Source organism: Streptosporangium sp. NPDC048886 (assembly GCF_055586905.1).
This window is the reverse complement of the sequence record NZ_JBVJHH010000038.1, coordinates 52,090-77,555: the sequence shown is the minus strand read 5'-3', so window position 1 is coordinate 77,555 and position 25,466 is coordinate 52,090. Positions and strand designations below refer to the sequence as shown.

The 25,466-nt window shown below is 72.7% G+C and carries 19 protein-coding genes; 11 read left to right on the top strand and 8 right to left on the bottom strand.

The window, feature by feature from the left end; genetic code table 11:
* The first annotated feature begins 8 nt into the window (after window positions 1-8).
* The 4 genes from ACZ6R6_RS36810 to ACZ6R6_RS36795 are packed head-to-tail and all read left to right on the top strand — an operon-like array spanning window position 9 to window position 2,025.
* Entirely contained in the window at window positions 9-500 is a 492-nt protein-coding gene (locus ACZ6R6_RS36810) for a gas vesicle protein (protein WP_470101409.1), read from the top strand.
* Entirely contained in the window at window positions 493-1,299 is an 807-nt protein-coding gene (locus ACZ6R6_RS36805; protein WP_470101347.1) for a GvpL/GvpF family gas vesicle protein, read from the top strand. The genes ACZ6R6_RS36810 and ACZ6R6_RS36805 overlap by 8 nt, the downstream gene beginning before the upstream one ends.
* Window positions 1,296-1,538 (top strand): gas vesicle protein, encoded by a 243-nt coding sequence (locus ACZ6R6_RS36800; protein WP_470101345.1) that lies wholly within the window; start codon window positions 1,296-1,298, stop codon window positions 1,536-1,538. The genes ACZ6R6_RS36805 and ACZ6R6_RS36800 overlap by 4 nt, the downstream gene beginning before the upstream one ends.
* Window positions 1,519-2,025, top strand: a complete 507-nt coding sequence (locus ACZ6R6_RS36795; protein WP_470101343.1) for a gas vesicle protein K — start codon at window positions 1,519-1,521, stop codon at window positions 2,023-2,025. Before ACZ6R6_RS36800 ends, ACZ6R6_RS36795 begins: the two co-directional genes overlap by 20 nt.
* Before the next feature lie 53 nt (window positions 2,026-2,078).
* Here the strand turns inward: ACZ6R6_RS36795 and ACZ6R6_RS36790 are convergent, their stop codons facing one another.
* On the bottom strand, window positions 2,079-2,246 hold the full coding sequence (locus ACZ6R6_RS36790; protein WP_306867319.1) for a hypothetical protein: 168 nt from the start codon (window positions 2,244-2,246) through the stop codon (window positions 2,079-2,081).
* Between the two features lie 164 nt (window positions 2,247-2,410).
* Between ACZ6R6_RS36790 and ACZ6R6_RS36785 the strand changes: the two genes are divergently transcribed.
* A complete protein-coding gene (locus tag ACZ6R6_RS36785; RefSeq protein WP_470101341.1) occupies window positions 2,411-4,528 on the top strand; it encodes an ATP-binding protein in 2,118 nt (705 codons plus the stop codon).
* Here ACZ6R6_RS36785 and ACZ6R6_RS36780 read toward each other — a convergent pair whose 3' ends face one another.
* Both ACZ6R6_RS36780 and ACZ6R6_RS36775 read right to left on the bottom strand, forming a co-directional pair.
* Window positions 4,529-5,449: a 4-epi-cubebol synthase gene (locus tag ACZ6R6_RS36780; protein WP_470101339.1), complete on the bottom strand. Its 921-nt coding sequence runs from the start codon at window positions 5,447-5,449 to the stop codon at window positions 4,529-4,531.
* Window positions 5,450-5,594: 145 nt separating this feature from the next.
* Complete coding sequence (locus tag ACZ6R6_RS36775) at window positions 5,595-5,987, bottom strand: ankyrin repeat domain-containing protein (RefSeq protein ID WP_470101337.1); 393 nt, start codon at window positions 5,985-5,987, stop codon at window positions 5,595-5,597.
* 102 nt (window positions 5,988-6,089) lie between these two features.
* Here ACZ6R6_RS36775 and ACZ6R6_RS36770 point away from each other — a divergent pair, with 102 nt between their 5' ends.
* Both ACZ6R6_RS36770 and ACZ6R6_RS36765 read left to right on the top strand, forming a co-directional pair.
* A complete protein-coding gene (locus ACZ6R6_RS36770; RefSeq protein ID WP_470101336.1) occupies window positions 6,090-6,998 on the top strand; it encodes a proteasome assembly chaperone family protein in 909 nt (302 codons plus the stop codon).
* Window positions 6,991-8,028, top strand: a complete 1,038-nt coding sequence (locus ACZ6R6_RS36765) for a Gfo/Idh/MocA family protein (protein WP_470101334.1) — start codon at window positions 6,991-6,993, stop codon at window positions 8,026-8,028. The genes ACZ6R6_RS36770 and ACZ6R6_RS36765 overlap by 8 nt, the downstream gene beginning before the upstream one ends.
* A gap of 66 nt (window positions 8,029-8,094) precedes the next feature.
* Here ACZ6R6_RS36765 and ACZ6R6_RS36760 read toward each other — a convergent pair whose 3' ends face one another.
* The 3 genes from ACZ6R6_RS36760 to ACZ6R6_RS36750 form a co-directional block, all read right to left on the bottom strand.
* Window positions 8,095-8,892, bottom strand: coding sequence for a tyrosine-protein phosphatase (locus ACZ6R6_RS36760; RefSeq protein WP_470101333.1), 798 nt, complete (start codon window positions 8,890-8,892; stop codon window positions 8,095-8,097).
* A 51-nt stretch (window positions 8,893-8,943) separates the two neighbouring features.
* The gene (locus ACZ6R6_RS36755) at window positions 8,944-11,544 is read right to left on the bottom strand and encodes a tetratricopeptide repeat protein (protein ID WP_470101331.1); all 2,601 of its coding nucleotides are present in this window, start codon (window positions 11,542-11,544) and stop codon (window positions 8,944-8,946) included.
* Window positions 11,545-11,942: 398 nt separating this feature from the next.
* Entirely contained in the window at window positions 11,943-14,036 is a 2,094-nt protein-coding gene (locus ACZ6R6_RS36750) for a M6 family metalloprotease domain-containing protein (RefSeq protein ID WP_470101329.1), read from the bottom strand.
* A gap of 168 nt (window positions 14,037-14,204) precedes the next feature.
* Between ACZ6R6_RS36750 and ACZ6R6_RS36745 the strand changes: the two genes are divergently transcribed.
* Window positions 14,205-15,251 carry an amidohydrolase family protein gene (locus ACZ6R6_RS36745; protein ID WP_470101328.1) on the top strand — a complete coding sequence of 349 codons (1,047 nt, stop codon included), beginning with the start codon at window positions 14,205-14,207 and terminating at the stop codon, window positions 15,249-15,251.
* A gap of 132 nt (window positions 15,252-15,383) precedes the next feature.
* Here ACZ6R6_RS36745 and ACZ6R6_RS36740 read toward each other — a convergent pair whose 3' ends face one another.
* Complete coding sequence (locus ACZ6R6_RS36740; RefSeq protein ID WP_470101326.1) at window positions 15,384-15,800, bottom strand: MarR family winged helix-turn-helix transcriptional regulator; 417 nt, start codon at window positions 15,798-15,800, stop codon at window positions 15,384-15,386.
* Window positions 15,801-15,922: 122 nt separating this feature from the next.
* On the opposite strand from ACZ6R6_RS36740, the gene ACZ6R6_RS36735 reads away from it, so the two are divergent.
* The 3 genes from ACZ6R6_RS36735 to ACZ6R6_RS36725 all read left to right on the top strand — a co-directional run bounded on the left by ACZ6R6_RS36735 (window position 15,923) and on the right by ACZ6R6_RS36725 (window position 21,803).
* Window positions 15,923-17,659 carry an ABC transporter ATP-binding protein gene (locus ACZ6R6_RS36735; protein ID WP_470101324.1) on the top strand — a complete coding sequence of 579 codons (1,737 nt, stop codon included), beginning with the start codon at window positions 15,923-15,925 and terminating at the stop codon, window positions 17,657-17,659.
* 89 nt (window positions 17,660-17,748) lie between these two features.
* Window positions 17,749-18,885: a PP2C family protein-serine/threonine phosphatase gene (locus ACZ6R6_RS36730; RefSeq protein ID WP_470101322.1), complete on the top strand. Its 1,137-nt coding sequence runs from the start codon at window positions 17,749-17,751 to the stop codon at window positions 18,883-18,885.
* A gap of 104 nt (window positions 18,886-18,989) precedes the next feature.
* Complete coding sequence (locus ACZ6R6_RS36725) at window positions 18,990-21,803, top strand: ATP-binding protein (protein WP_470101320.1); 2,814 nt, start codon at window positions 18,990-18,992, stop codon at window positions 21,801-21,803.
* Between the two features lie 126 nt (window positions 21,804-21,929).
* On the opposite strand, the gene ACZ6R6_RS36720 is transcribed toward ACZ6R6_RS36725, so the two are convergent.
* A complete protein-coding gene (locus ACZ6R6_RS36720; protein WP_470101318.1) occupies window positions 21,930-25,325 on the bottom strand; it encodes a M28 family peptidase in 3,396 nt (1,131 codons plus the stop codon).
* Window positions 25,326-25,466: the final 141 nt, after the last annotated feature.

Below are 25,466 nucleotides of genomic sequence, written 5' to 3'. Positions count from 1 at the left end.
TGACTGAGATGACCGATCCGGCACGGTCCGGCTCCGTGTTCCCCCAGTCCTACGGTGGCAGGGCGCCCGCCCGGCACGAGTCCACCAACCTGGGCGACATCCTGGAGCGGGTGCTCGACAGAGGCGTGGTGATCGTGGGAGACATCCGCGTGAACCTGCTGGACATCGAACTGCTCACGATCAAGCTGCGGCTGCTGATCGCCTCGGTGGACACGGCGCGGGAGCTGGGCATCGACTGGTGGGAGGACGATCCGTGGCTCAGCTCGGACAGCCGCCGGCTGGCCGAGGAGAACCGCCGGCTCCGCAGGCGGCTCGCCGCCGCGGAGGACGGCCTCGGAGCGCTCCGGGACGACCGGGAGGACCTGGAAGACCAGGAGGAGCTGGAAGAGCGGGAGGATCGGGAGGAACTGCGGGGCGACCGGCGAGAGCGCCGCTCCATCGGAGCCCGGCGGAGAGCCTCCGGGGGGCGCCCGCGTGGGACGGAGGAGCGCGGTGGCTGACACCGGCACGTACGTCTACGCGATCGCGCGTGAGGCGGGCTCTCCCCGGCCGGGGGACCTGACGGGTGTGGCCGGAGCGCCCGTGCGGACGGTCGGGTGCGCCTCACTCGTCGCGTACGTGAGCACCGTGCCGCTGGACCGGTTCGGCGAGGAGGCGCTGCGGCACTCCCTGGAGGACCTGGAGTGGGTCGAGGAGACGGCCCGCGCCCACCACCGCGTTGTGGAGGCGGTCGCGGCGGCCGTCCCGACGGCCCCCGTCCGGCTCGTGACCGTCTACAGCGACGAGGAGCAGGTGGGCGACCTGCTCCAGCGGCGGCACGACGACTTCGTGGCGCTGCTGTCCCAGGTGGCCGGGCGGCGGGAATGGGGGGTGAAGGGCTACGCCGAGCGGGTCGAGCCGCCGGCCCCGGCCGGCGGCGACGTCTCCGGGACGGGCAGCCCCGGCACCGCCTACCTGAGACGCCGCCAGGCGGACCTGCGTGGCAGGGAGGACACCTGGCGGCACGCGGTGGCCGAGGCCGAGCGCGTCCATGCCCGCCTCGCGGCCGTCGCCGTCGCCGACCGGCTCCACCGGCCGCAGGATCCGAGCCTGTCCGGCCGCGAGGAGTGGATGGTGCTCAACGGGGCCTATCTCGTCGACGACGACCGCGGCGACGAGTTCGCCGCCGCCCTCGAGTCCCTCCGCGGGCACGGGATCGACCTGGAGCTCACCGGCCCCTGGGCGCCCTACTCCTTCACCGTCCTCGACACCGGCACGACAGGCCCGGAAGGCGCGGCCGGCCCGGGAGACACGCCATGACGCCCCGCGCCTCGCGAGGCGCCGAGCTGGCCGCCGAGGGGCGCCTGCCGTCCCAGCGGGTGGCGCTCGTCGACCTGCTCGACCGGCTGCTGGCGGGCGGCGTCGTGGTGACCGGTGACCTCGTCCTGTCCATCGCCGACATCGACCTCGTGCGTGTCTCCCTGCGCGTGCTGATCACGTCCATCCTGGAGTCCGACCCGTCCGAACGGGAGAACCCGCATGACCTTGCCCGGAAGTGAACCCGCCCCGACAGGCACCGGCCGGCCGTGGGACACGGCGCCCCCCGGCCCCGCGACGCCGTACGCGGCCCGGCAGGACGGAGCACGGCCGTACGCGGCCCGACCTCACGGAGCACAGCCGGACGCGGCCCGGCAGGACGGAGCACGGCCGTACGCGGCCCGACCTCACGGAGCACAGCCGGACGCGGCCCGGCAGGACGGGGCGCGGTCGGGACGCCGGCGCATCGAGGCCGACCCCGAGACGGTCCAGCGTGACCTGACCTGCCTGGTGCTCACCATCGTCGAGCTCGTACGCCAGCTGGTGGAGCGGCAGTGCATCCGGCGGATGGACCGGGGCGACCTGTCCGAGGAGCAGATCGAGACGGTGGGCCTGACGCTGATGCGCCTGGAGGAGGCCATGGCCGAGCTGTGCGACCACTTCGGCCTGTCCCCGTCCGACCTCAACCTCGACCTGGGCCCGCTCGGGACCCTGCTCCCCACGGACTGAGCCCGCACGGACCGGGCCCCACGGGCCGTGACCCCCCTGTCCGACGGCGGCGCCTAGCCCCAGTGGGGCGGGCGGTCCTCCAGCAGCCGGGCGTCGTCGTCCGCCTCGCGCCAGTCTCCCCACCCCAGGTCGGTGTCGTCACCGGTCTGGTCGGGCAGGATGGGCGGACCGTCGTCGGAGAGGTCGACGGGGCGCAGGTCGTCAGGCTCATTCGATGTCACCCGTCCATGCTAGCCACCGTTACGGCGAGTCATTTTCTCCCTCGGAACAAGGCGCGTCGCGCCCGGTGGAAAGCTCCGCGCCGTGGCCCGCAGCGCAAAGGACAGCCGAGGCCCCCGGCGGGTACGATGCGGGTTCAGTGTCAGCTACCCCCCGTGAGGCGGCCATGGCAACGCCATCTGGATGGCGGCGAGACGGCAATCTCCCCAACGAGCTAACCAGCTTCGTGGGACGCACCAGGTTACTGACCACCCTCCGGCAGCGGCTCCGCGAGCACCGCCTGGTCACCGTGACCGGCATCGGCGGCGTCGGCAAGTCCCGCACGGCGCTGCGCGTCGCCCACCTGATGGGCGACCAGTTCAGAGACGGCGTGTGGTTCGCCGACCTGGCCCGGCTGCAGGACTCGGGGATGGTCAGGCACACGATCACCTCGGCGCTCGGGATCGCCGACCAGTCGTCCCGCTCGGCGGACGAGACGCTGGTCGAGTGGCTGGGCGACCGCGAGATCCTCCTGATCATCGACACGTGCGAGCACCTGGTCGACGCCTGCGCCACGCTCTTCGAGGACCTGCTGAGCAGCGCCAAGGGCCTGACGATCCTGGCGACCAGCCGCCAGTCGCTGAACGCCAGGGGCGAGCACACCGTCACCATCCCGCCGCTGGCCGTCCCCGGCGACTCCCCCGGCGAAGACGTCTTCACCAACGAGGCGGTGCAGCTGTTCACCGCGCGGGCGGGCGCGGTGGTGCCCAACTTCATGCTGGACGAGCACAACATCGGGCCCGTGGCCGAGCTCTGCCGCCGTCTGGACGGCATCCCGCTCGCCATCGAGCTGGCCGCGGTCCGGATGCGGGCGCTGTCGGTGGAGCAGATCCTCGGCCTGCTGGCCGACCGCTTCAGCCTGCTCGCGGGCGCCAGCCGTACGGCGCTGCCCCGGCACCAGACGCTGCGCGCCGCGATCGGCTGGAGCCACGAGCTGTGCGAGCCCGCCGAGCGGCTCCTGTGGGCCCGGCTGTCGGTCTTCGCCGGCGACTTCGAGCTGGACGCCGCCCGCTACGTCTGCTCCGGGGAGAGCCTGCCCGCCGAGGACGTCATGGATCTCGTCGCCAGCCTGGTGGAGAAGTCCATCCTGCTGAGCGACGGCACGCCCTCGGGGCACCGCTACCGGCTGATCGACACCCTGCGCCAGTACGGCGAGGAGTGGCTGGACAAGCTCGGCGAGACCGCCGCCGTCCGGGAGCGGCACCGCGACTACTACCTGCAGCTCGCCACGAGGAGCGAGGACGCCTGGTCCGGCCCCCGCCAGGTCTACTGGTACGTCCGGATGCGTCACGAGCACGACAACATCCGGGTGGCCCTGGACCACTGCCTGCGCAGCCCCTCCGAGGTGCAGGCGGGGCTGAAGCTGCTGTCCTCCCTGTGGTTCATGTGGGTGGCCTGCGGGCTGGCCCGCGAGGGCAGGGTCTACCTGGAGAAGACCCTGGAGCTGTCCTCCCATCCGAGCCCGGAGCGGTGCAAGGCGCTGTGGGTGCTCTCCTACATCCACAGCGCCCAGGGCAACATCGCCGGGGCCGTGGAGGCCGCCGAGAAGTGCAGCTCCGACGCCGTCCGGGTGGGCGACTCCGGGGCGGTCATCCTGGCCACGAAGATGCTCGGCACGGCCGCGTTCCTCCAGGGCGACCTGCAGAAGGCCAGCGCGCTGCTCGGGGTCGCGATCGAGTTCCACAAGAGCGGCCGGGAGCTCAACCCGGGGCTGCTCCCCTCGATCGTCGAGCTGTCGATGGTGCTGCTCATGCAGAACGAGCCGGCCGAGGCCGAGGTACTGCTGCGCGACTGCATCGCGGTCTGCACCCAGCGCGGCGAGCTGTGGCTGCGCTCCTATGCCATCTACGCCCTGGCCAGCGTCTACCAGGCGATGGGCCGGGCTCCGGAGGCCATGGCCAACGCGCGCGAAGCGCTCCGGATCAAGCGCTACTTCCACGACGTGCTCGGCATCGGCCTGGCGATCGAGGTGGTGGCCAAGCAGGCCCTGGACGACGGGCAGCCGCTGCTCGCGGCGCGGCTGATGGGGGCCGGCCAGGCGAACTGGCGCACCTTCGGGATGCCCCAGCTCAACTCGCCCTTCTTCAACACCGAGCACGACCGGTGCGTCAAGGAGTGCCGGCGCGTCCTGGGCGAGCAGGCGCACGAGGAGGCGTTCGCCCAGGGCAGGAAGCTGAATCTGGAGGAGCTGATCGAGCTCGCGCTCGACGACCAGGAGCCGGGCGACCCGCTCCTCCAGACCTGATCACTGAGGGGAGATCCGCTGGGCCGCCCGCTGCCAGGCGACCGTGTAGCGGGAGCTGGTCAGCGAGTAGTCGACGCTCCCGCTGATCCAGAACTCCAGGCCGCGCACGTAGGCGAGCACCGCCTCCGAGCCGAGCGCCTCCAGCGAGGGGCGGACCGCCACCATGTCGGCGATGGCCCGGTTGCGCATCTCGCCGATCTCCTCCATCGCCTGCTGCCGGGAGTAGTGCCGGTGCTCGGCCAGCACGTTCACCAGGTTGTTGCGGGAGTTGCCGCCGTCGCTCTCCTTGGCGTAGGAGATGAGGTCGTTGTCCCAGACGACGACGTCGTTGGCGCTCTCGGTGATCGCCCGCATCCCGGGGTGGCGCCACTCGTCGGCGGTCAGGCGGCGGCCGGTGGCGACGTCGATGAGGGCGAAGACGGTGAGCATGGCCCCGGTCCGCCGCCGCATGAAGATGTAGTCCCCCAGGGAGGGCACCATCTCGTCCTCCCGGTTGGCCGCCTCCCACACCTGGGCGAACAGGTAGTCCTTGGTGACGTTGCGCCAGCGGTCGAGCTGGTCGGCGTTGCCGTAGGCGGCGATCCTGCCCTTGATCTCCAGCAGGGATCTCGCGAACACGTCGTCCACCTGCGAGCCGGCGTCCAGGTCCTCCAGGACCGCGTAGAACTGGGGCAGCGCGCGGGCGATCTGCGCGGCGCGCCTGTCCGACTCGCAGAAGGCGTCGTCGAAGGCGAACAGCCATACACACCAGTCAGTCACCAGGCGGAGCGTGTGATGGTCGGCGTAGGGGTATGTCCGAGCGGACAGCCACCCGTATTCGGCCCGCCTGTAGCGCTCCACCGTCTCGGCGTCGTCGAGCATTTCCGAGCCGATGAGCCATTCCAACGTCTCTTTGTTGACCTGCTCGACGTAGGGGTTCACTTCACTCGGGAAGGGGCAGGGGAGTGGAGGGAGGCGGAGGGGCCGGTCGAACCTGTGCGTAGTAGTAGTTCCCACCCGACAAGAATGGCCGAGCACTCAGTGATTTCATATATGTCTTAAAGTAACGACACGTCATGAACAACGTTTAATGCCCGAACCATTTTAGATACTCTCCGTGACCGAACATCCGGGCCGTGTCCGTCGCCGAGGGGGTCCCCTGGTCAGGGTCGGCGCCGGCCTCGAGGAGCGCGCGGATCACCTCTGACTCCTTCTTGAAGACCGCCCCGGACAGCGGCGTCTGCCCGCGGTCGTTGGCCCGTCCCGGGTCGGCGCCCAGGGCGGTCAGCGCGCGGACCGTCTCCGGATGACCGTGGTAGGCGGCCAGCATCAGCAGCGTGTCGCCTCGGTCGTTGGACAGGTCGGCCGGGACCCCGGCCTCGACATAGGCGCGGAGCCGGTCGGCCTGCCCGGTCCTGGCCAGGTCGAACAGGCGGGTCGCGAACTCCTCGAGCTCCGGGTCAGGCTGCATGGGATCCATTGTGCCCCGATAGGGTGCCCATTGATCGTTGCGGGTAGGCGGAATTCACCGGACGCCCCACGGGTTCATGTGAAGAGACGACCGACGAAAGGCTGGAACACGGTGTTCGACCCGACGGATCTCTACCGGCTCAGCGGAGACGTCCCTGAGCTGACCGATCCGGTGCTGCTCTACCACTTCGACGGGTTCGTGGACGCGGGCGGCGCCGGACGGCTCGCCTTCGGCCACCTGCTCGGCGAGCTGGAGCACCGGGTCGTGGCGACCTTTGACGTGGACCGCCTGCTCGACTACCGCTCCCGGCGGCCGGTCATGACCTTCGACACCGACCGGTGGGTCGGCGTGGAGAGCCCCGAGATCGCCCTCCACCTGGTCAACGACACCACGGGCACGCCGTTCCTGCTGCTCACCGGCCCGGAGCCGGACCGGGAGTGGGAGCTGTTCACCGCCGCCGTCGACACGCTGGCCACCCGGCTGAAGGTGAGCAAGCTGGTGACCACCCACGGCATCCCGATGGCCGTGCCGCACACCCGCCCGCTGGGCGTCACCGGTCACGCCAGCCGCGCCGAGCTCGTCACCGGCAGGAGCAGCGCCTTCGGCCGGGTCCAGGTGCCCGGCAGCGTGGCCGCGCTGATCGAGTTCCGGCTCGGCGCCAAGGGCCACGACGCCCTCGGCTACGCCGTGCACGTCCCGCACTACCTGGCCCAGGCGGAATATCCCGCGGCGGCGGTGACCGCCCTGGAGGCGGTGGCCGAGGGCACCGGCCTGGTGTTCCCCCTGGAGAGCCTGCGCGAGGCCGCCGGCAGGACCGACAGCGAGATCGCCGAGCAGATCGAGGCCTCCGACGAGCTGTCCACCGCGATCACCGGCCTGGAGCAGCAGTACGACGCGTTCGCCGCCGGGGCCGAGCGCGAGAGCCTGATGGCCGAGTCCTCCGAGATGCCCACCGGCGACGAGCTCGCCGCCCAGTTCGAGGCCTTCCTCGCCGAGCGCGACGAGCAGCGTGGTGACTGACCTCCGCGTCGGCCTCATCGGATACGGCGTGGCCGGGGCGTTCTTCCACGCCCCGCTGATCGCCGCGACCGCGGGGCTGCGCCTGTCGGCCGTGGTGACCGGCAATCCCGAGCGGGCCGCCGAGGTGGACCGGAAATACGGCGCGCGGGCGGTGGGCGACGCCGCCGAGCTGTGGGACTCCAGTGACCTGATCGTGGTCGCCTCCCCCAACCGCACCCACGTCCCGCTGGCCGAGGCCGCGCTGAAGGCCGGTCTGCCGGTCGTGGTGGACAAGCCGCTGGCGGCGACCGCGGCGCAGGCCGAGTCCCTGGTACGGCTGGCCGGCGACCTCGGTCTGATGCTGACCGTCTTCCAGAACCGGCGCTGGGACGGCGACTTCCTGACGGTCAGGCGGCTGATCTCCTCGGGAGAGCTCGGCACGGTGAGCCGGCTGGAGTCCCGGTTCGAGCGCTGGCGTCCCACCCCCAAGGGGGGCTGGCGGGAGGTCGGCGGGGCCGAGGAGGTCGGCGGTCTCCTCTACGACCTCGGCAGCCATCTGGTGGACCAGGCCCTGCGCCTGCTCGGCCCGGTCACCGACGTCTACGCCGAGTCCGACGTCCGCCGCTCCGCGGTCACCTCCGACGACGACACCTTCATCGCCCTCACCCACGCCGGCGGCGCCCGCTCCCACCTGTGGGTCAGCGCGGTCGCGCCCCGGCTCGGCCCCCGCTTCCGGGTCCTGGGCTCGGCGGCCGGCTACCTGAAACACGGCCTGGACGTCCAGGAGGACCGCCTGCGCGCCGGTCTCACCCCTGACTCCCCGGGTTTCGGCGAGGAGCCGCAGGAGCGGTGGGGCACCCTGGGCACCGACGACGCCCACCACCCCGTCCGCACCGAGCCGGGCGCCTATCTCGACTTCTACAGGGGGGTGGCGGCGAGCCTGCGCGAGGGCGCCCCGCCGCCGGTCGACCCGGGCGAGGTGGTCGAGGCCCTCACCGTCCTGGAGGCCGCCCGCCGGTCGGCCGCCGAGCGCCGGGTGATCGCCGTCTGACGGCAGCGGGTCCCGGGCGGCCACCCCGGCGAGCGGGCGGGAGACCGGGGTCCCCCGCCGGCGGCGTCAGTCGCGCAGGCGGGAGCGGAGCGCCCGGGAGTCGGCCTCGGTCCAGCCGTGGGAGGCGAGCCACGGCATCGGCCCGCCGAAGCGGTCGTCGATGACCTGGAGGAACTGCTCGATGTATTCCGGTCGCGGCCGGTGGTCGTCGGCCGGACGGGAGTCGAGGTCGTCGCGGTAGGTGGCGCTGGAGCGCAGGCGGGCCAGGATGCCCTCCAGGCGCTCGCCGGTGGCGGTGTAGTCGGCGACGATCGCCTCCCGGGTGACGCCGGCGACCTCCAGGGCCAGGGCGCAGACGACGCCGGTGCGGTCCTTGCCCGCCGCGCAGTGCACGACGGCGGCGCCGTCGCCGCCGGCCATGGCGCGCAGGGCGGCCAGCACCGAGTCCGGACGGTCACGCAGGTAGGCGTAGTAGAAGCCGGTCACCCTGAGCTCGGCGAGATCCTCCTCGACCCGCTCCTGCCAGGGCAGCACCCTGTCGGCGTCGATCGTGTCGGCCTCGACGTCGGTGTGCCTGCCGCCCTCGGCGAACAGCGTGTGGTGGTGGATGCTCACCTCCGGCACGGCGGCGAGCGGCCCGGGGCCCTCCAGGGACACCTCGGCGCCGGAGCGCAGGTCGATGACGTGGCGGAGCTTGAGCTCACCGACGAGCAGCTGGACGTCGCGTCCGGTCAGCCCCTGCAGGTTGTCCGACCGGAACACGCGGCCGAAGCGCGTGGTCCCGCCGTCCACCGTCGCGAGCCCGCCGAGGTCGCGCACGTTGACGGCACCTTCGAGATCAATCCATCGTGTGAAGTCATTCATCAACGATGAGCCTATACGCCAGGGTATGTCCGCACAGTTAACGCCCGGTGCTCATTGCCGCAACGGCGCCGCCCCGCCGGGCGGGCCCGGCTCACTCCCAGCGCGGCGCAGGAGTTCGAGGGTGCGGCCCATCCCGGCCTGGTTGCCCAGGCTCCGGTAGATGTCCTGGGCGTGCCTGAGCGAGGAGAGCGCCGCCTCGCGATCGCCCGCCTCCAGACGCGCCTCGCCGAGGTAACGCAGGCTCCTGGCCATCCACCAGCGGTCGCCCAGCTCCTCGAACGCGTGCACGGCCCGCTCCAGGGACGCCTGCGCCTCGGGGGCACGGCCCAGCCGGCCATGGGCGCGTCCGGCCGACAGCTCGGCCCTGGCCACGCCCCAGGAGTCGCCGAGGGCGCTCAGCATCTCCGTGGCCCGCCGTACGTAGGTCAGCTCGCGGAGCCCGTCGGCCGGGTTGCCGACCTCGCCGGCCGCGCGCAGGCACCTGGCCTCCTCCCAGAGCTCGCCTCTGAGCCGGAAGGTCTCCGCCGCCCGGTCGAGGCTGAATCCGGCCCGGATGAAGTCCTCCTCGGCGGCCCTCGTCTCCCCCTTGGCGCGCAACGCCCGCGCGGTCGCGCCGAGCACCTCGCCGTAGGCGCGGAGCGTCTGCGCCTCGGAGTAGCGGTTGCGGTCGCGCTTGAACACCTGCAGGGCCTCCTCCAGCAGCTCCTTGGCCTGCTCGGGCCGGCGCTGGGCGAGCCGGAGCTCGGCCAGGTTGCGCTGGGTCCGGGCCGTCCACCAGCGGTCGTCCTCTCCCTTGAAGGCGGTGATCGCCTCGATGAGGTAGTCCTGGCCCAGGTCGAGGTTGCCGTCGCTGAACAGCGACATGCCGACCGAGCGCATCGCCCGCGCGGCCCACCAGGACTCCCCCAGTCCGGTGAAGAGCTCCAGCGCCCGCTCGGCGTCCGCCCTGGCGACCTGGTGGCTGCCCTGCCCGCCGGTCACCGCCGCCCGGTCCAGCAGCGCGATGCCCAGGGCCCGCCGGTCGTCCATGTGGACCGCCGCCTCGCAGACGATCTCGGCGACCGCCCGCCAGTCGGACCAGTAGGCCCGCAGGGAGTGGCACAGCGAGCAGAAGGCCCGGCCCAGCCCCCAGGCCAGCTCCCACATCTCCAGGCCGCGGGCCTGGTTGATCATGGCGACCAGGGTCAGCCGCTCGGCGTTGAGCCAGTCGGCCGCCGACGCCTGGGCGAGCGTCGTGGACGCCGGGTCGGCGTTCCTGCCGCTGCGGCCCCAGTCCTGCGGCCAGCGGGCCATGGCGGCGGTCTCGGCACGGCGGCGGTAGCCGGACAGGACCCGCTCGATGGCCGCCCGGCGGTGGCCGTCGTCGTCGCCGGAGCCGGAGTCGGCCAGCTCGCGGGCGAAGATCCGGACCAGGTCGTGCAGCCGGTAGCGCATCACGCCGGAGAAGTCGATGCCGGAGCACTCGGCGAGCTGGGTGTCGACGAGGGCCTCCAGCTGGTCGGCGCCCTCCAGCTCGGAGGCGGCCAGCAGCTCCCCCGCCACCCAGCCGGGCACGTCGGGGGCGGTGAGCAGACTGAGCAGGCGCAGCAGGCGGCGCTGGAGGCCGGTGCAGTCGTCGTAGCTGAGCTGGAGCGAGGCGCGCACGCTCTTGTCGAGCCTGCGGGCGAGTTCGAGCTGGTCCAGGCGGCGGCGCTCGTCCCTCAGCCGGTCGGCGAGGCCGCGCAGGGTCCAGTTCTCCCGGGTCGCCAGGCGCCCGCCGCAGATGCCGATGGCCAGCGGCAGGTGGTCGCACATGCGGACGATCTCCTGGGCCGACTCCAGGTCGGCGGCGACCCGGTCGTCCCCGGCCAGCCGGGCCAGCAGCTCCACGCCCTGCGCCTCGCTGAACACCGCCAGCCGCTTGTCGTAGGTGTTGAGCAGGAACAGCGGCTGCCGCGAGGTGATCATCACGGCGCACCCCGGCTCGGCCGGGATCAGGTCCTTGACCTGGTCCCCGTCCTGGGCGTTGTCCAGGCCGATCAGGATGCGCTTGCCCTTGGTCCAGGTCAGCCAGAGCTTGCGCAGCTCGGTCAGGCCGCCGGGGTCGGTGGTGAGCCGCACCCCCAGCGCCCGCAGGAAGCCGATCAGCACCTCCTCGGGCTGGACCGGCGCCTCCACCGCGCCGCGCAGGTCGGCGTAGAGGCGCCCGTCGGGGAACCGGTCGGCGACCTCGTGCCCGAACCTGGCGGTGAGCGCGGACTTGCCCACCCCGCCCCTGCCGTACACCGAGACGACCAGCGGCGCGGTGTTCTCGCCGGGGCCGCGGGAGCGGCGGCGCTCGGCGAACACCTGGCGCAGCTCGGCCAGCGATTCGGTGCGCCCGGTGAAGTGCGTGGAGACCGGTGGCCACTGGTCGGGTGGGCGCCAGGAGGGACCGTGCCCCGGGACGGGCTCCTGCTGCTCCCGCTCCCGCGCTCCGGTGGTCGCCCAGGTGAGCAGGCCGACCAGAAGGGCGGTGCACACGGTGATGCCGACCTTGACCTGGGTGGGCAGGTCCCAGATGTCGAGCGACGTGGCCAGGATGCTGGCGACCGCGGCGGCGATTCCGGCGGCGGCGGGGGCCGCCAGCGGGATCGATCGCCTCCGTGGTCTCGGACCGCGATGATCAGGCACGTTCGACGGCCTGGGCATCCACACCCCCCGGAGAGAACCGCGACACGCCCGCGGCCCCCGCCCCGGCCGACGTGTCGTCCAAGATTGATTGAACCAGATTCCCGGCGGCCGGCGGTGTTCCGAAGTGACACGGATCAGTCGAGAACGTGACATTACCGCGAATTTCCGGGGCGGAGAGCCCCGGCCCCGGCCATGCGGAGGGCCGGCGGGCGCGCCCCCGACCCCGCCCCGGCGCGCCACCGGAGGTCCGGCCGGAGCCGCCGGTGACGGGGGTACGGCACGCACCTCCGTCACCGCGGTACGGCACGCGCCTCCGGAGCCGCCGGTGACGGGGTGCGGCGGCCCGCCGCACCCCGTCACCGTCCGTCCGCGGGTCTCCTCCGGCCTCCGGGGACCCGCTACAGGCCGATCACGTGACAGGTGGCCTTGGCGGTCCTGGACGGGTCGCTCTCGGAGGTGGCGGTCAGCGTGACCTTGGCCAGACGGCTGCCGCCGGAGGCCCGCTGGGCGTTGACGGCCACCAGCGTCCGCCCGCCGAAGTCCGCGGTCGCCAGCTGGTTGGGCAGCGAGGCCGTCCAGCCCCTGCCCTCGACGGTGGCCGAGAGCCGGTAGACGTCGCCGTTGAGGTAGGCGCTCACGTCCTCGGGGTGCTGTCCCTGGGCGGGGGCGGCCTTGCCGGTGTTGAACAGCGGGAAGCGGCAGGAGGACAGGCCCTTGCCGTCGGGGACCCCGGCGGCGGGCAGCAGCCGCAGGCCGCGCCGCTGCGGCCCGGCGCCGTCCAGGGAGCGGACGGCCACCGTGTAGGACAGGACGCCCTTGCGGTCGCGCTGCACGTCGAGGACGTAGAAGTGGAGCCTGTTGGCCTCGTCGACGTACTCGAACTCGGAGCCGGAGTCGGTGCCGGCGTGGAACAGGGCGTCCGAGAGCTGGCGGTAGTCGCCGATCGTGATGGGTACGGCGGTGCCGTCGGGCAGGACGTAGTCGGTCATCCCGATGTCCTGCGGGTTGGCGTCGACGACCCACTCGAACGGCGCGCGGTCCTCGTTCTTGGTCTTGGCCAGCAGCACGCCGGAGTCGGGCGTGAAGGAGTCGGCGCCCATCCGGTCGACGACCTCGACGGTGTAGTTGTTGTAGCCGCCGCCGTCGCAGAACGGATCCTTGGCGGTGTCGCAGGCCGGGCTGCGGTCACCGTCGCCGAAGGCGATGTTGACCCCGGACAGGCCGGTCGGTCCCGGCTGGACCACCCGGGCGGTGACCTTGGCCACGACGAGCCCGGACTCGGCCAGCGCCTCGCGGGACAGGCGCAGCACGTTCTGCTCGTCCACCATCTCAAGCTTGATCTTGTTGCGGAGCATGTGCTGGGCGCCCATGGAGCCGCCTCCGGTGGGCGGGATCATCCAGCGGCTGTGCGGGCCGCCGGGCCCGTTGAAGCTGCCCCGGCTGAGCATCTCCCAGATGCCGGTGTAGGCCCGCCTGGGCGGCACCCCGAACGGGTTGTTGTAGTTGTCGCCGATGCCGAGGATGTGGCTGAGCTCGTGGGCGTAGACGCCCTGCCCGGAGCTCTCGGCCTGGGTGGAGGATCCGCCTCCGGCGTTGGGCCAGATGGCCGAGGCCGAGGCCCAGGATGTCCACTCCACGTACCGGGTCCTGGCCCAGTTGGGCAGGGCGGGGTCGGGCGGGCCGAAGTCGTCGGTCACCGCCTCCTTGGCCGGGAACTTGATCGGCCCGAACTCCTGCCAGGTGGCCGACTCGTCCTGGCCGGCGCTGAGGAAGAAGACGAAGTCGAACCCGGCGGGGACCTCCGTCCCCTCGGCGGCCACCCAGGCGGCCCGCCCGTCGGTCCTGATGTTCTTGTTGCAGTTGTCGCCCGCCGGACAGCCGGTGCCCGCCTGGAACTCCATGGCGTACTCGTGGGACTTGCCCGGCATCTGGTACGGGCCGAAGGCGGTCAGGTCGACGCCGTAGCGGCCGCCGGAGTCCTCCATCCAGTACTCGTGGATGGTGTGGCCGCGGTTGAGCTGGTTGGGGGTGTTGAGGAAGTCCTTGTAGAACTGGGCGACCTTCTCACGCGGCACGTCGTGGGCCTCGGCGCTGGGGTTCTTGAAGACCGTCGACCCCTGGGGCTGGGTGACCACGAACGGCTGGTTGGGATAGTCGAGCAGGACCAGCGCGCCGCGGAAGGTGCGCTTGGAGCCCTTGACCGCGGGGTCGGCCCAGTCGGTGCCCGGCGATTTCCGGTAGTCGGCCCACGTCATGTGGTCCGGGTTCTTCCAGTTCTGCGGGTCGATCGGGGCCGGGCCGCCGGGCTTGCCGCGGAGCGTGGCCGTGGGTTCGTCCCGCTGCCAGGGCTGGGTCTGGGGCCAGTGGTCCAGACGCCAGGGGTGCTCGGGCGCGGGAGAGGGGTCGGCGGAGGCGGGGGCGGAGGCGAGTCCGACGGGGATCAGCACCACCGCCGCGATGAGAGCTTTCAGCAACCTGGGGGGACGAGTCACGGAAAATGACGCTATAGATCGCTTTATCAACGATCAATCGTCTTATGTAGGAAGGTCGTCTGTCAGGTGTAGGAAAACGGCCCGCGACGCACCCCTCCGGTGCGACATTTGAGATCAGCAGGCCGATGCCCTTACCCTCCCTAAAGGGAGAAACGGACAGGAGTGTCTATGCCCACGCGCGCGGGCCACGCCATCGGCGCCCGTGCGCTCACGCCGGTCGCCGTGCACAGCGCGCCCCTCGTCCTCCCCGTCTGCGAGCCGCCCGTCGAGGACGGCGCCGTCGCCGTCCGGGGCCACCGGGTGGTCCGGGTCGGCCCGCGCCGGGAGATCGAGGCCGCCTATCCCGAGCTCGTCCCGGCCCGCTGGCCGGGGATGATCATACCGGGGCTGGTCGACGCCCATCTCCGGCTGGACCGGGCCCTGTCGCGGGTCACCGCCCACGGCGTCACCGCGGTCGCGGGCGTGACGGGCGACCTGGACACCGCGTCCGCCGCCGGTGAGGCCGGCCTCGGCGGCGTGACCTACCTGGAGACGCGCTGCGAGGACGAGAGGCGCTGGGAGCACGACGGGCGTGACCGGCTGATCACCGCCATCCGCGAGGTGGACCATCCGGGGATCGTCGGCATCGCCCCGCACTCCCCCGACCCCGCGGTCATGGAGGACCTGGCCATCCTGTCCCGGACGTTCGGGCTCCGGCTCCACGTCGAGCTCGGGCGGCATCCGGCCGCCTTCCTGGACGAGGTGGGCGCCCTCGGGCCCGGCTGCCACGTGGCGATCTCCGGCCCGCTCGACGAGACCGAACGCAAGCTTCTCCGGGCCCGGAACACGGCGGTGGCGATCTCGTCGCCGTTCGCCGCCGAGGGGCTGCTGGAGGGCGAGCTCACCGTCGCCTTCGGCACCCGGACCGGCGGCGACCCGCTGGCCGCCGCCCGCGCGCACGCCCGCGACCCCGCCCGCGACCGGCTCCTGGTCGAGGCGGTGACCCTGGGCGGGGCCCGGGCCCTGGGCATGGCCGAGGGGCCGGGCCGCCTGGGCTCCCTCGGCCCGGGCAGCCGGGCCGACTTCGCCGTCTTCGCGGTGGAGGCCGACCGGCCGACCGCCTACACCGCCCTGCTCCGCGAGGGGCCGGGCCGGTGCGTGGCCACGGTCATCGGCGGCCGGATCCGCCACCGCCCCGGCGACGACCTGGACGCCGAGACCAGGCGGCTCGCCTGACCGGAGCCGTTCTACCCGCGGCCCGGTCTCCGGCCGACCGGGGAGAAAGGGGAGAGAAGCGAGGACGAGCTCGTCGGCGAGCTGGACCTGACCGCGGCCTGAGCCCACCGGCCCGGCGGACGCGCGGCCCGCCTACCCGAACTCGCGGTCCACCAGCCCCAGCAGCTCCCTGAGCCGGTCCTGCTGCTCGGAGGTGAGGACGGAGAACAGCTCCTCGGCCACCTGCCTGCGTGCCTCGCGCACCTGCGCGTACTGGGACCGGCCCTCGGGAGTGATCACCAGCAGGATGGAGCGGCGGCTGGCCGGGTCGACCTCGCGGCGGACCAGACCGGCCTCCTCCAGCGCGTCCACCACCGGGGTGACCGAGCGCGGCACGATCCTGAGCTTCTCGGCGAGCTGCACCATCTTCAGCGGCGGCTCGGCGTCGGCGATCACCCGCAGCGCCCGCGCCTGGCCGGGGCTGAGTCCGAGCGGCCCGAGCCGCTCGCCGTAGCCGCGCCGCAGCCGGTGGCCGACGCCGTGCACGAGATCGGCCAGTTCCCTCTCCACACCCCGAACTTATCTCATTGTCCGCTGGAATTAATGTGAGCTAACCTCTGTTTGAGAGAACATCAGAAAGAGGTTGCATGACTGAACGAACCGAGAAAGCTCTCCGGCCCGAAGCACCTGACATGAACGACGGACCCCAGGCGCCCCTGCGGCGCATCGTCGCCCTGTTCCGCCCCTACCGGGGCCGGCTCGCCCTGGTGGGCGCCCTCATCGGACTGTCCTCGCTGGTCTCGCTGGCCTCGCCGTTCATGCTCCGCGAGGTGCTCGACGACGCCGTCCCCAACGGCAGGACCGGCCTGCTGACGCTGCTGGTGCTCGGCATGGTCGCGGTCGCCGTCACCACCAGCGTGCTCGACGTCGTCCAGACGCTCATCTCCACCACCGTGGGCCAGCGCGTCATGCACGACCTGCGCACCGCCGTCTACGGCCACCTCCAGCGCATGTCCCTGGCCTTCTTCACCCGCACCCGCACCGGCGAGGTGCAGTCGCGCATCTCCAGCGACATCGGCGGCATGCAGTCGGTGGTCACCTCCACCGCCGCCTCGATCGTGTCGAACCTGACCACCGTGGTGGCGACGGTCATCGCGATGCTCGTCCTCGACTGGCGGCTGACCGTCGTGTCGCTGCTGCTGCTGCCCGTCTTCGTCGGGATCAGCCGCAGGGTCGGCCGCGAGCGCAGGAAGATCACCTCGGAGCGGCAGCGGAAGATGGCCGCGCTGGCCTCCATGATCCAGGAGTCGCTGTCGATCAGCGGGATCCTGCTGGGCCGGACCATGGGCCGCGGCCCCGAGCTCACCGGCCAGTTCACCGCCGCCTCCGGCGAGCTGGCCGATCTGGAGGTCCGCTCCAGCATGGCCGGGCGCTGGCGGCAGTCCACCATCCAGATCATCATGGCGGCCATGCCCGCGATGATCTACTGGGCCACCGGGCTGACCTCCGCCGTCTCCGTCGGCACCGTCGTCGCCTTCACCACGCTCCAGATGAGCCTGTTCCGGCCCACCGTGTCGCTGCTGCGGCTCGGCGTGGACGTGCAGAGCTCCCTGGCCCTCTTCGCCCGGATCTTCGAATACCTCGACCTGCCCGTGGACATCCACCCCGGTACCCGGACGCTGACGGACGTGCGCGGCGAGGTGCGCTTCGAGCGCGTGGACTTCTCCTACGGCGAGGCCCCGACCCTGTCGGAGGTGGACCTCACCGTCCCCGCCGGCACGTCCCTGGCCGTGGTCGGCGAGACCGGCTCGGGCAAGACCACGCTGAGCTACCTGCTCCCCCGCCTCTACGACGTGACCGGCGGCCGGGTCACCGTCGACGGCGTGGACGTGCGCGAGCTGACCTTCGAGACGCTGGCCGAGACGGTCGGCGTGGTCTCCCAGGAGACCTACCTGTTCCACTCCTCGATCGCCGACAACCTCCGTTTCGCCAAGCCCTCCGCGACCGACGCCGAACTGGTCGAGGCCGCACGCGCCGCCCGGATCCACGACCACATCATGTCGCTGCCCGACGGCTACGACACCATGGTCGGCGAGCGCGGCTACCGCTTCTCCGGCGGCGAGAAGCAGCGCCTGGCCATCGCCCGCACCCTGCTGCGCAACCCGCCCGTGCTGATCCTCGACGAGGCCACCAGCGCCCTCGACACCCAGACCGAGCGCGCCGTCCAGGAGGCCCTGGACACCCTGTCGCGCGGCCGCACCACCATCACGATCGCCCACCGCCTGTCCACCGTCCGCGACGCGGACCAGATCGTCGTCCTGGACCACGGCCGCGTCGCCGAGCGCGGCACCCACGGCGGGCTCCTCGCCGCCGGCGGTCCCTACGCCGCCCTGGTCCGGCGCGAGGAGCCCCTGGCCACCGCCGCCTGATGCGCGGGCCCGGTCCGGCGGGCTGGTCCGCGGGCCCGGTCCGGCGGGCTCGGGAAAGATCCGTTTCCGGCAGGGTGTAAGCAGGAAGAATGCAGCTTAGGCAGCGTATTTCCGAGTTACGCGGTCCGTGGCGTCCGGGATACGCGCTGGCCGCGATCCCGTTCGGGCTGATCCTGGGGATCACGGTCGCCGACGTCCTGATCCCGGGCCGGGTCCACCTGGCTCCGCTGCTGGTCGCCGCGCCCGCGATCACGGCCGCCCTCGCCGGTCCGCGGCTTACCGGGACGGTCGGCCTCCTCGCCGTCGCCGACCAGATGCTCATCGGGGCCCGCGACGGCGAGATGGGCTCCCAGGAACTGCGCGTGCAGGTCCTGGCCCTGATGGTGGTCACCGCCCTGGTGGTGGGATTCTCCCTGCTCCGCGACCGGGACCGGCGGGAGCTCGTCCAGGTGCGGTCGGTGTCCGAGGCCGCGCAGCGGGTCCTGCTGCGGCCCCTCCCCGAGCTGATCGGCCCGCTCCGGCTCGCCTCGGTGTATCTCGCCGCCGAGGAGGAGGCCCAGATCGGCGGCGACCTGTACGGCGCCGCACGGACCGACGGCGGGACCCGGCTGATCATCGGCGACGCCCGGGGCAAGGGCCTGGACGCCATCTCCGAGGCCGCCCTGCTGCTCGGCGCCTTCCGCGAGGCCTCCCGCCGCCACACCAGCCTGCCCATGCTCGCCTCCGACCTGGAGGAGAGCGTCAGCGCGGGCCCGGGACAGCCGGCCGAGGCGGGGCACGACGCCGACGAGAGCTTCGTCACCGCCGCGGTGCTCGAGATCCCCGACGACGATGCGCTGCTCGACATGATCAGCTGCGGGCACCCGCCGCCCCTGATGGTGCGCGGCGGGCGCGTCACGACGCTCCACGCCGGCCGGCCCGCGCCCCCGCTGGGCCTGGGCGTGCTCCACGAGCCCGACTACGACATCGAGACGTTCAAGTTCGAGGCGGGCGACATCCTCCTGCTCTACACCGACGGCGTCATCGAGGCCCGCGATCCCGGCGGCGTCTTCTACCCGCTGGCCGAGCGGGTCTCCGGCTGGACCGGCGACGGCCCCGAGGCGCTCCTGCGGCACATCCACGACGACCTCCTCGCCCACGTCGGCGGCCATCCTGGTGACGACGCCGCCATGATCGCGGTCGAACGCCTCGGCGACCGGGACGGCCCGGCCGCGTGTGATTCTTGACACGCACCCGCAACAAGCCCGTTATGTCCAAGGGTTGACCTTGAATGGAGATATGTGGGTACCCTCCGTGAGGGTCCCGCAGCCGTCTCCCCTCGGAGCCGCCAATGAGCAACCCGGCCTCGCCCGTACTCGTTGGACGCGCCTCTGAGCTGCGGGTTCTGATCGACGCGGTGACCCGCCCGCCGGCTGTGGTGCTGGTGGAGGGAGAGGCCGGCATCGGGAAGACCCGACTCGTCCACGCCGCGCTGAACCGTCTCGTGTCCGGCGACCGCTCCATCCTGCTCGGCTACTGCCACCAGATCCGCGAACCCTTCCCGTATGGGCCCGTGGTGGAGGCGCTGCGGGAGGTCGCGGGCCGGCTGCCGGCGGCCGAGGCCCTCAATCCGGTCACCGGCGCGCTCCGCGACTACCTCCCCGAACTGGCTCACGCGCTCCCGCCCGCGCCGCAGCCGCTGAACGACCCGCGGGCCGAGCGGCACCGGCTGTTCCGCGCGATGCGCGCCCTGCTGGCCGCCGTCGGACCGGCCCTGCTCGTGATCGAGGACCTGCACTGGGCCGATGACGGGACGCGGGACCTGCTCCGTTTCCTGGCCGACCAGCCACCCGGAGGGCTGACGGTGGTGGCGACCTACCGGCGCGAGGACCTGGGCACGCCCGGGCTGCCGCTGGGTCACACCTACCGGCGCCCGCCCGGCACGACGAGCCTGGTGATACCGCTGCGACCGCTGGACGCCCCGGAGGTGAGCAGCCTGGCCTGCGCGCTGCTGAAGCGCCCCGACCTGCCGCCGGCGTTCATCACCCGGCTGCACGAGCGTACGGCGGGCATCCCGTTCGTGGTGGAGGAGGTCGTCCGCTCCCTGCCCGACGCGGAGGGGCCCGACGCGCTGGACCGCGCCGGGGTGCCGCTGCTGCTGCGCGAGGCGATGGCCGAGCAGATGGCCGGCCTGTCCGCCGCGGCGGTGAGCGCCGTGCAGGCGGCGGCGGTGCTGCGGCTCCCCATGGGCGAGCGACTGATCGCGGCGGTCGGCGGGGACCCCGCCGGGCTGGGTCAGGCGCTGCGCGCCGGCGTGCTCCACGAGCATCCCGGCGGCCGCTACGGCTTCCGCCACGCCCTGGCCCAGCAGGCCGTGTACGACGCGATCCCGGGTCCGGACCGGCGGCTGGCGCACGAGCGCGCGATGACCGCGCTCGCGGCGGTGGAGCCGCCGCCGCTGGTCCAGCTCGCCTTCCACTCCCGGCGGGCCGGGGACATCGGCGCCTGGCTGCGCCACGGCAGGGCGGCCGCCGACCAGGCGGCCGCCCTCGGGGACACCGCCCTGGCGGTCGAGGTGCTCGACGGCATGCTCGCCGACCCCGATCTGCCCGCGCCGGACCGCGGTCCCCTCGCGCTGGCGCTGAGCCGCCTGGCGGCGACCGGGCTGTCGCACCAGCGGGTGGTGCGGCTGCTGCGCCGCCTGCTGCGGGACGACTTCCTCGCCCGCGAGGTGCGCGGCGAGGCGCGGCTCAACCTCGGCCTGGTGCTGTGCAACCAGGCGGGCGACAGCGCCGCCGGACGTCCTGAGATCATGGCCGCCCTCGCCGAGCTGCACGACCGGCCGACGCTGGCCGCCCGCGGCTGGGCCAGCCTCGCGCTGCCTGGGTGGGGGACCGAGTCGCTGGCGACGCACGAGGAGTGGATGGCCCGCGCCGAGGCGCTCGTCGCGACCGCCGACAACCCGGAGCTGGCCGCCGCGGTCCTGGCCAACCGGGCCTCGTTCGAGATGACGATCGGCTCCCGCGACGCCTTCGCCGTCGCCGCCACGCTGCCGGTCACCGATCCGTCCACGGCGGTCCGCCGGGAGGCCGCCCGCGGCTACTGCAACCTTCACGACTCGGCGACCATGCTGGGCCACTACGCCGCGGCGGAGATGTTCGGCCGGGAGGGCCGGCGGCTGGCCGCGGAGACCGGCGCGCAGTACCCCGCCTATCTCGTCGACGTCTCGACGGTCCACCGGCAGTGGCTGACCGGCCGGTGGGACGGGCTCCGCGACCGGGCTATCACCCTGGCGGAGCTGGCCACGGAGACTCCGCTGATCGCGGTGGACGTCTGGCTGGTGCTGGGACTGCTCGCCCTGGCCACCGGCGAGTGGGAGGAGGCCGCCGGACACCTGCGCGGCGCGGGCATGGACGCGCCGGACGCGCGCTTCCTGCCGGTCGCCGTGGCCGCCGCGGGCGGTCTGGTCGAGCTGCACCTCGCCCGTGGCGCGCTGGAGAGCGCGGTCACCGAGGCCCGGCAGGCGGTCGCCCGGCTACGCCGCAAGGGGGTGTGGGTCTGGGGCGCCTATCTGATCCCGTCCGCCGTCACCGCGCTCGCCCGGGCCGGGCTCGTGAACGAGGGGTCCGAGCTGGTTGCCGAGTTCGCCGACGGGATCGCGGACCGTCTCGCGCCCGCCGCGCACGCCGCCCTCGACCACGCCCGGGGCGCGCTGGCCGCCGGCCGGCGGCCGGCCGACGCCGCCGGCTTCTTCGCCCGTGCCCGGGAGGCGTACGCGGCCCTGCCTCAGCCCTACGCGGCGGCGCGGGCGGGCGAGGGCGAGGCGCGGGCCAGGCTCGCCCTCGGTGACCGCTCCGCCGCCCCGGCCCTCGCCGAGCTGGCGGAGCGGTTCGGCGCGCTCGGCGCCACCCACGACGCCGCGCGCTGCCGGCGCGCGCTGCGTGACATCGGCGTGGAGTCCCCGCTGCGGCGGGGGCGCAAGGGCAACGCCGGCGCGCTGTCACAGCGGGAGAAGGAGGTCGCCCGGCTCGTCGCGCTCGGCCGGACCAACCGGGAGATCGCCGACGTCCTGTTCCTGTCGACGCGCACGGTCGAGACCCACGTCGCCACCGTGCTGCGCAAGCTCGGCCTGCGGTCGCGGACCGAGGTCGCCCCGCCCGTCTGAACGGGTGCGCGCCCGGCCCGTGCTCACCGGCCCGGACGGCCCCGCCCGTCCGGTCTCGGGAGACGACGGACCCCCGGGACCCGACCGCTCGGTCCCGGGGGCGTCTCAGATCCGCTGGCCGGTCACTCAGACGGTGATGCTCCACCAGTCGAGGTGGCCGGTGTCGATGAAGTAGTTGTCGGTGACCTCCAACAGCCACTGTCCGGCTGCCTGCTGGGTGACCGGGACCGTGTAGGTCCGCGTGCCGTACGACGTGCAGGTGGAGCCGCCGCTGGAGTCGAGGAGATACCACTTCCCGCTCGGGCCGCGGAGCCAGATCTCAAGATCCTCGGCGCAGGTGTGGTCGATCGTGACGGTGAGCTTGACGGGCGAGGTCGCCGGCCCGGTCGCGGTGGAGGTGATCGGGCTCTCGACGGTCTCGAGGTCGTCGATGGCGTAGTCGGTGTCGTTGCGGAACGTGCGGCCGGGCGAGGTGCCCTGCACGGTCAGCGTGTACACCGAGGTGTGGGTGGCGGTCTCGCCGGTGCCCGTCACCGTCACCTGGTAGGTGCCGGCGGGCGTCGTGGCCGTGGTGGCGATGGTGAGCGTGGAGGAACCGCCCGAGGTCACCGACGCCGGGTTGAAGCCGGCCGTGGCGCCGCTGGGCAGGCCCGACGCGGACAGGCTGACCGTCTGCGCGGTGCCCGCCGTGGTGGCGGTGGCGACCGTGGAGGTGGCCGCCTGGCCGGCCTGGACCGTCCCCGACGACGGGTTCGTGGAGATCGAGAAGTCGCGGCTCGTGGTGGTGCCCGTCGCGAGCTTCCAGATCGCGTACGCCGAGGCGTCGGCGGCCCGGTCCAGAACGGTGTCGTTGATGTTGCTCGTGGTGTCGCACGACTGGTGGTAGCAGGAGTCGTACGCCCGGCCCGCCGTACCGCCCCACTTGGCGGCCTGGGCCGAGGACTTGGTGGCGCTGGCGCCGGCCGCCACGCCGGAGGTGGCGATCCCCGCGTTGCGGAACGACGCGTCGTCGGACCGGTTGGCGCCCTCGGTGTTCTCCTCCGGCTGGAGGCTCAGGCCGTCGTAGAAGGCCTTGAGGTGCCGGGCCGCCTCGGTGGTGATGTTGTTGATGAAGTAGCCGCCGTTGGTGGAGCCCACCATGTCGTAGTTGTGGTAGACCTTGATCTTGTTACGCTCGGTGGAGCTGAGCGAGTTGACGTAGAAATCCGAACCGTTGAGGCCCTGCTCCTCGTCGGTCCACCAGCCGAACCGCACGTGCTTGGCCATCGTCGGGTTCTTCGCCGCCAGGGTCAGCGCGACCTCCAGCAGCACCGACGAACCCGAGCCGTTGTCGTTGATGCCGGGACCGGCCGAGACGCTGTCCAGATGGGCGCCGGCCATGACGACCTGGTTGGCGTCGCCGCCGGGCCAGTCGGCGATCAGGTTCGGCCCGGCCCCGGAGGTGCAGCCGGAGGTGCAGGGCTGCCGCACCACGGTGTAGCCGGCTGCGGTGAGCTTCTGCTCGACGTAGGACACCGACGCGGTGTAGCCGGCGCCCGTGGACCTGCGGTTGCCGCCGTTGGCGGTGGCGATGCTCTGGAGCTGCTGCAGGTGAGTCTTGACGTTAGCGACGCTGATGTCCGGCGGGTCGGTCGGGTTGGGCCCGGTGCCGACGGTCAGGGTGTAGGCCGCCGTGTGCGTGCCGGAGGTGGCGGAGCCGGTGACCGTGACGGTGTATGTCCCGGCCGGCGTCGACCCGGCGGTGCTGACGGTCATGGTGGAGGAGGCGCCCGAGGTCACCGAGGCCGGGTTGAAACTCACGGTGGCGCCCGCCGGCAGGCCGGAGGCGGTGAGGTTGATCGTCTGCGCGCTGCCCGAGGTGGTCTGCGTGCCGACGGTCGAGGTGGCCTGCTGGCCGGGCTGTACCGAGCCCGCGGCGGGGTTCAGCGACACGGAGAAGTCGTTGCCCGTCGCGGCGCAGGTCGGCTCGCCGGACTGCACCGGCACGCTGATCGCGTTCCAGGCCGCCTTGGTGGCGGCGCACTCGGGGCTGCTCGCGCCGTACAGCTCCACCGCCGCCGTCAGCGACGCCGACCTGGCGTTGGCGTATCTCCAGGTGGAGGTCTTGCGCATCAGCGCGCCCATGAAGATCTTGCCGGCCTTCTGGATGCCGATGCCGGACACCGAGGAGGGACCGCCGGAGCAGATCGGGCTGTTCGGCTTGCCGCCGCCCGGCGAGGAGCCCTCGGCCAGCAGGTAGAACCAGTGGTTGAAGGGGCCGGCCGCGGCGTGCACCTCGGTGTTGGGGATCGAGGAGGACCAGCAGTTGGGGTCGCCCACGCGGGACGGGTCGTACATGTAGCGGATCGGGCCGTCGCCGACGAGGTCCACCTCCTCGCCGACCTCGTAGTCCGGCGGGTCGTTCGGGTTGTTGGCGTAGGCCTCGGTGAGCGCCCCGAAGATGTCGCCGACGGCCTCGTTGATACCGCCGTTCTCGTTGCCGGAGCCGGCGCCGCCGGGCGTGGTCTGGAAGACGGCGTGGCCGAACTCGTGGCCCACCACGTCGATGTTCGTCGCCTGGCGCTGGTTGTCCTGCGAGTGGCCGAAGTTGGTGGTGCTACCGTCCCAGTAGGCGTTGACGTCGGCGAGCCCGACCTTGGCCGGGAAGCCGCCGCCGCTGCCGTTGATGCCGCTGCGACCGAGCCAGTCGCGCAGCATGTCCCATTCCTTCTGAACCGCGTAGAGCGCGTCCACACACGCGGTCTCCAGGTTCGTCCCGGAGCCGTTCCCCCAGGCGTCGTCGGTGCCGGTGTAGGCCGAACCGTTCTGCCCGCCGCAGCGGATGCCGCTGCGGGTCGTGTCGGTCATCGAGTACGAGCTGCCGGAGCCGCTCGTGGCGATGGTGACCTGGCCGTAGTAGTAGCCGTTCCCGGTGCCCGCCCGCACCTCGTCGTAGGTGTCGGCGATCTCACCGGTGCGCGCGTCGACGAACACGTGCTGCTTGCTGGGCTTGCCGTCGGCGATGCCGGAGACCAGGGCCTCCCAGGCGAGGCGTGGCCTGGCGCCCCAGGCCAGGACCACCAGGCGCGGGTCCGCGCTGTCGTCGACCCGGGTCAGCCGGGTCTTCGCCTTGGCACGGGCGGCCTCGGCGGTCACCGTCGGCGAGGTCGGCACGTTCCGGGTGGCGCCGGCGGCCGCCGCGGTGTCGCGGACGTTCCCGGCGGAGTCGGTGATCACGACCGCGTCGCCGCCCACCACGGGGAGCCCCTTGTAGGTGCGCTCGTAGGCGACGGAGTACATGCCGCCGGAGCCCGCGGTCACGGCGGTGCGCCGGTAGGTCTCCTCCGGGCCCTTGCCCAGGTCGTCCAGGCCGCTCGCCACGGCCTGGTCGGCGGCGGCCAGGGCGAGCTGGGGCGGGTCGGCGAGGGAGCGGAGGTGGTCGGCCGTCCCGGGGGATGGTTTCGCGGCCGCAGGTGAGGAAGGTGCCACCGCGGCCACGACGGCCAGGCCGACGGCAGCCGCGAGTACAGCTCTGCGTCTCACGCGTGTTCCTTTCGATCGATGTCCCGCGCCGCGGCCGTCCGCGTGAGCGGGCAGCGGCGGCCGTGCCGCCGGGGATCGCCCGGCGGCGGGCACAGCGGGATCGGGGGGTGAAAAGGAAGAAGATGAGCAGCGGAATCCCGC

Coding starts and splice junctions, on each gene's coding strand:
- ACZ6R6_RS36810 (WP_470101409.1), top strand. CDS start 9: ATGACCGATCCGGCACGGTCCGGCTCCGTGTTCCCCCAGTCCTACGGT.
- ACZ6R6_RS36800 (WP_470101345.1), top strand. CDS start 1,296: ATGACGCCCCGCGCCTCGCGAGGCGCCGAGCTGGCCGCCGAGGGGCGC.
- ACZ6R6_RS36795 (WP_470101343.1), top strand. CDS start 1,519: ATGACCTTGCCCGGAAGTGAACCCGCCCCGACAGGCACCGGCCGGCCG.
- ACZ6R6_RS36785 (WP_470101341.1), top strand. CDS start 2,411: ATGGCAACGCCATCTGGATGGCGGCGAGACGGCAATCTCCCCAACGAG.
- ACZ6R6_RS36775 (WP_470101337.1), bottom strand. CDS start 5,987: ATGGATCCCATGCAGCCTGACCCGGAGCTCGAGGAGTTCGCGACCCGC.
- ACZ6R6_RS36760 (WP_470101333.1), bottom strand. CDS start 8,892: ATGAATGACTTCACACGATGGATTGATCTCGAAGGTGCCGTCAACGTG.
- ACZ6R6_RS36745 (WP_470101328.1), top strand. CDS start 14,205: ATGCCCACGCGCGCGGGCCACGCCATCGGCGCCCGTGCGCTCACGCCG.
- ACZ6R6_RS36735 (WP_470101324.1), top strand. CDS start 15,923: ATGAACGACGGACCCCAGGCGCCCCTGCGGCGCATCGTCGCCCTGTTC.
- ACZ6R6_RS36730 (WP_470101322.1), top strand. CDS start 17,749: ATGCAGCTTAGGCAGCGTATTTCCGAGTTACGCGGTCCGTGGCGTCCG.
- ACZ6R6_RS36725 (WP_470101320.1), top strand. CDS start 18,990: ATGAGCAACCCGGCCTCGCCCGTACTCGTTGGACGCGCCTCTGAGCTG.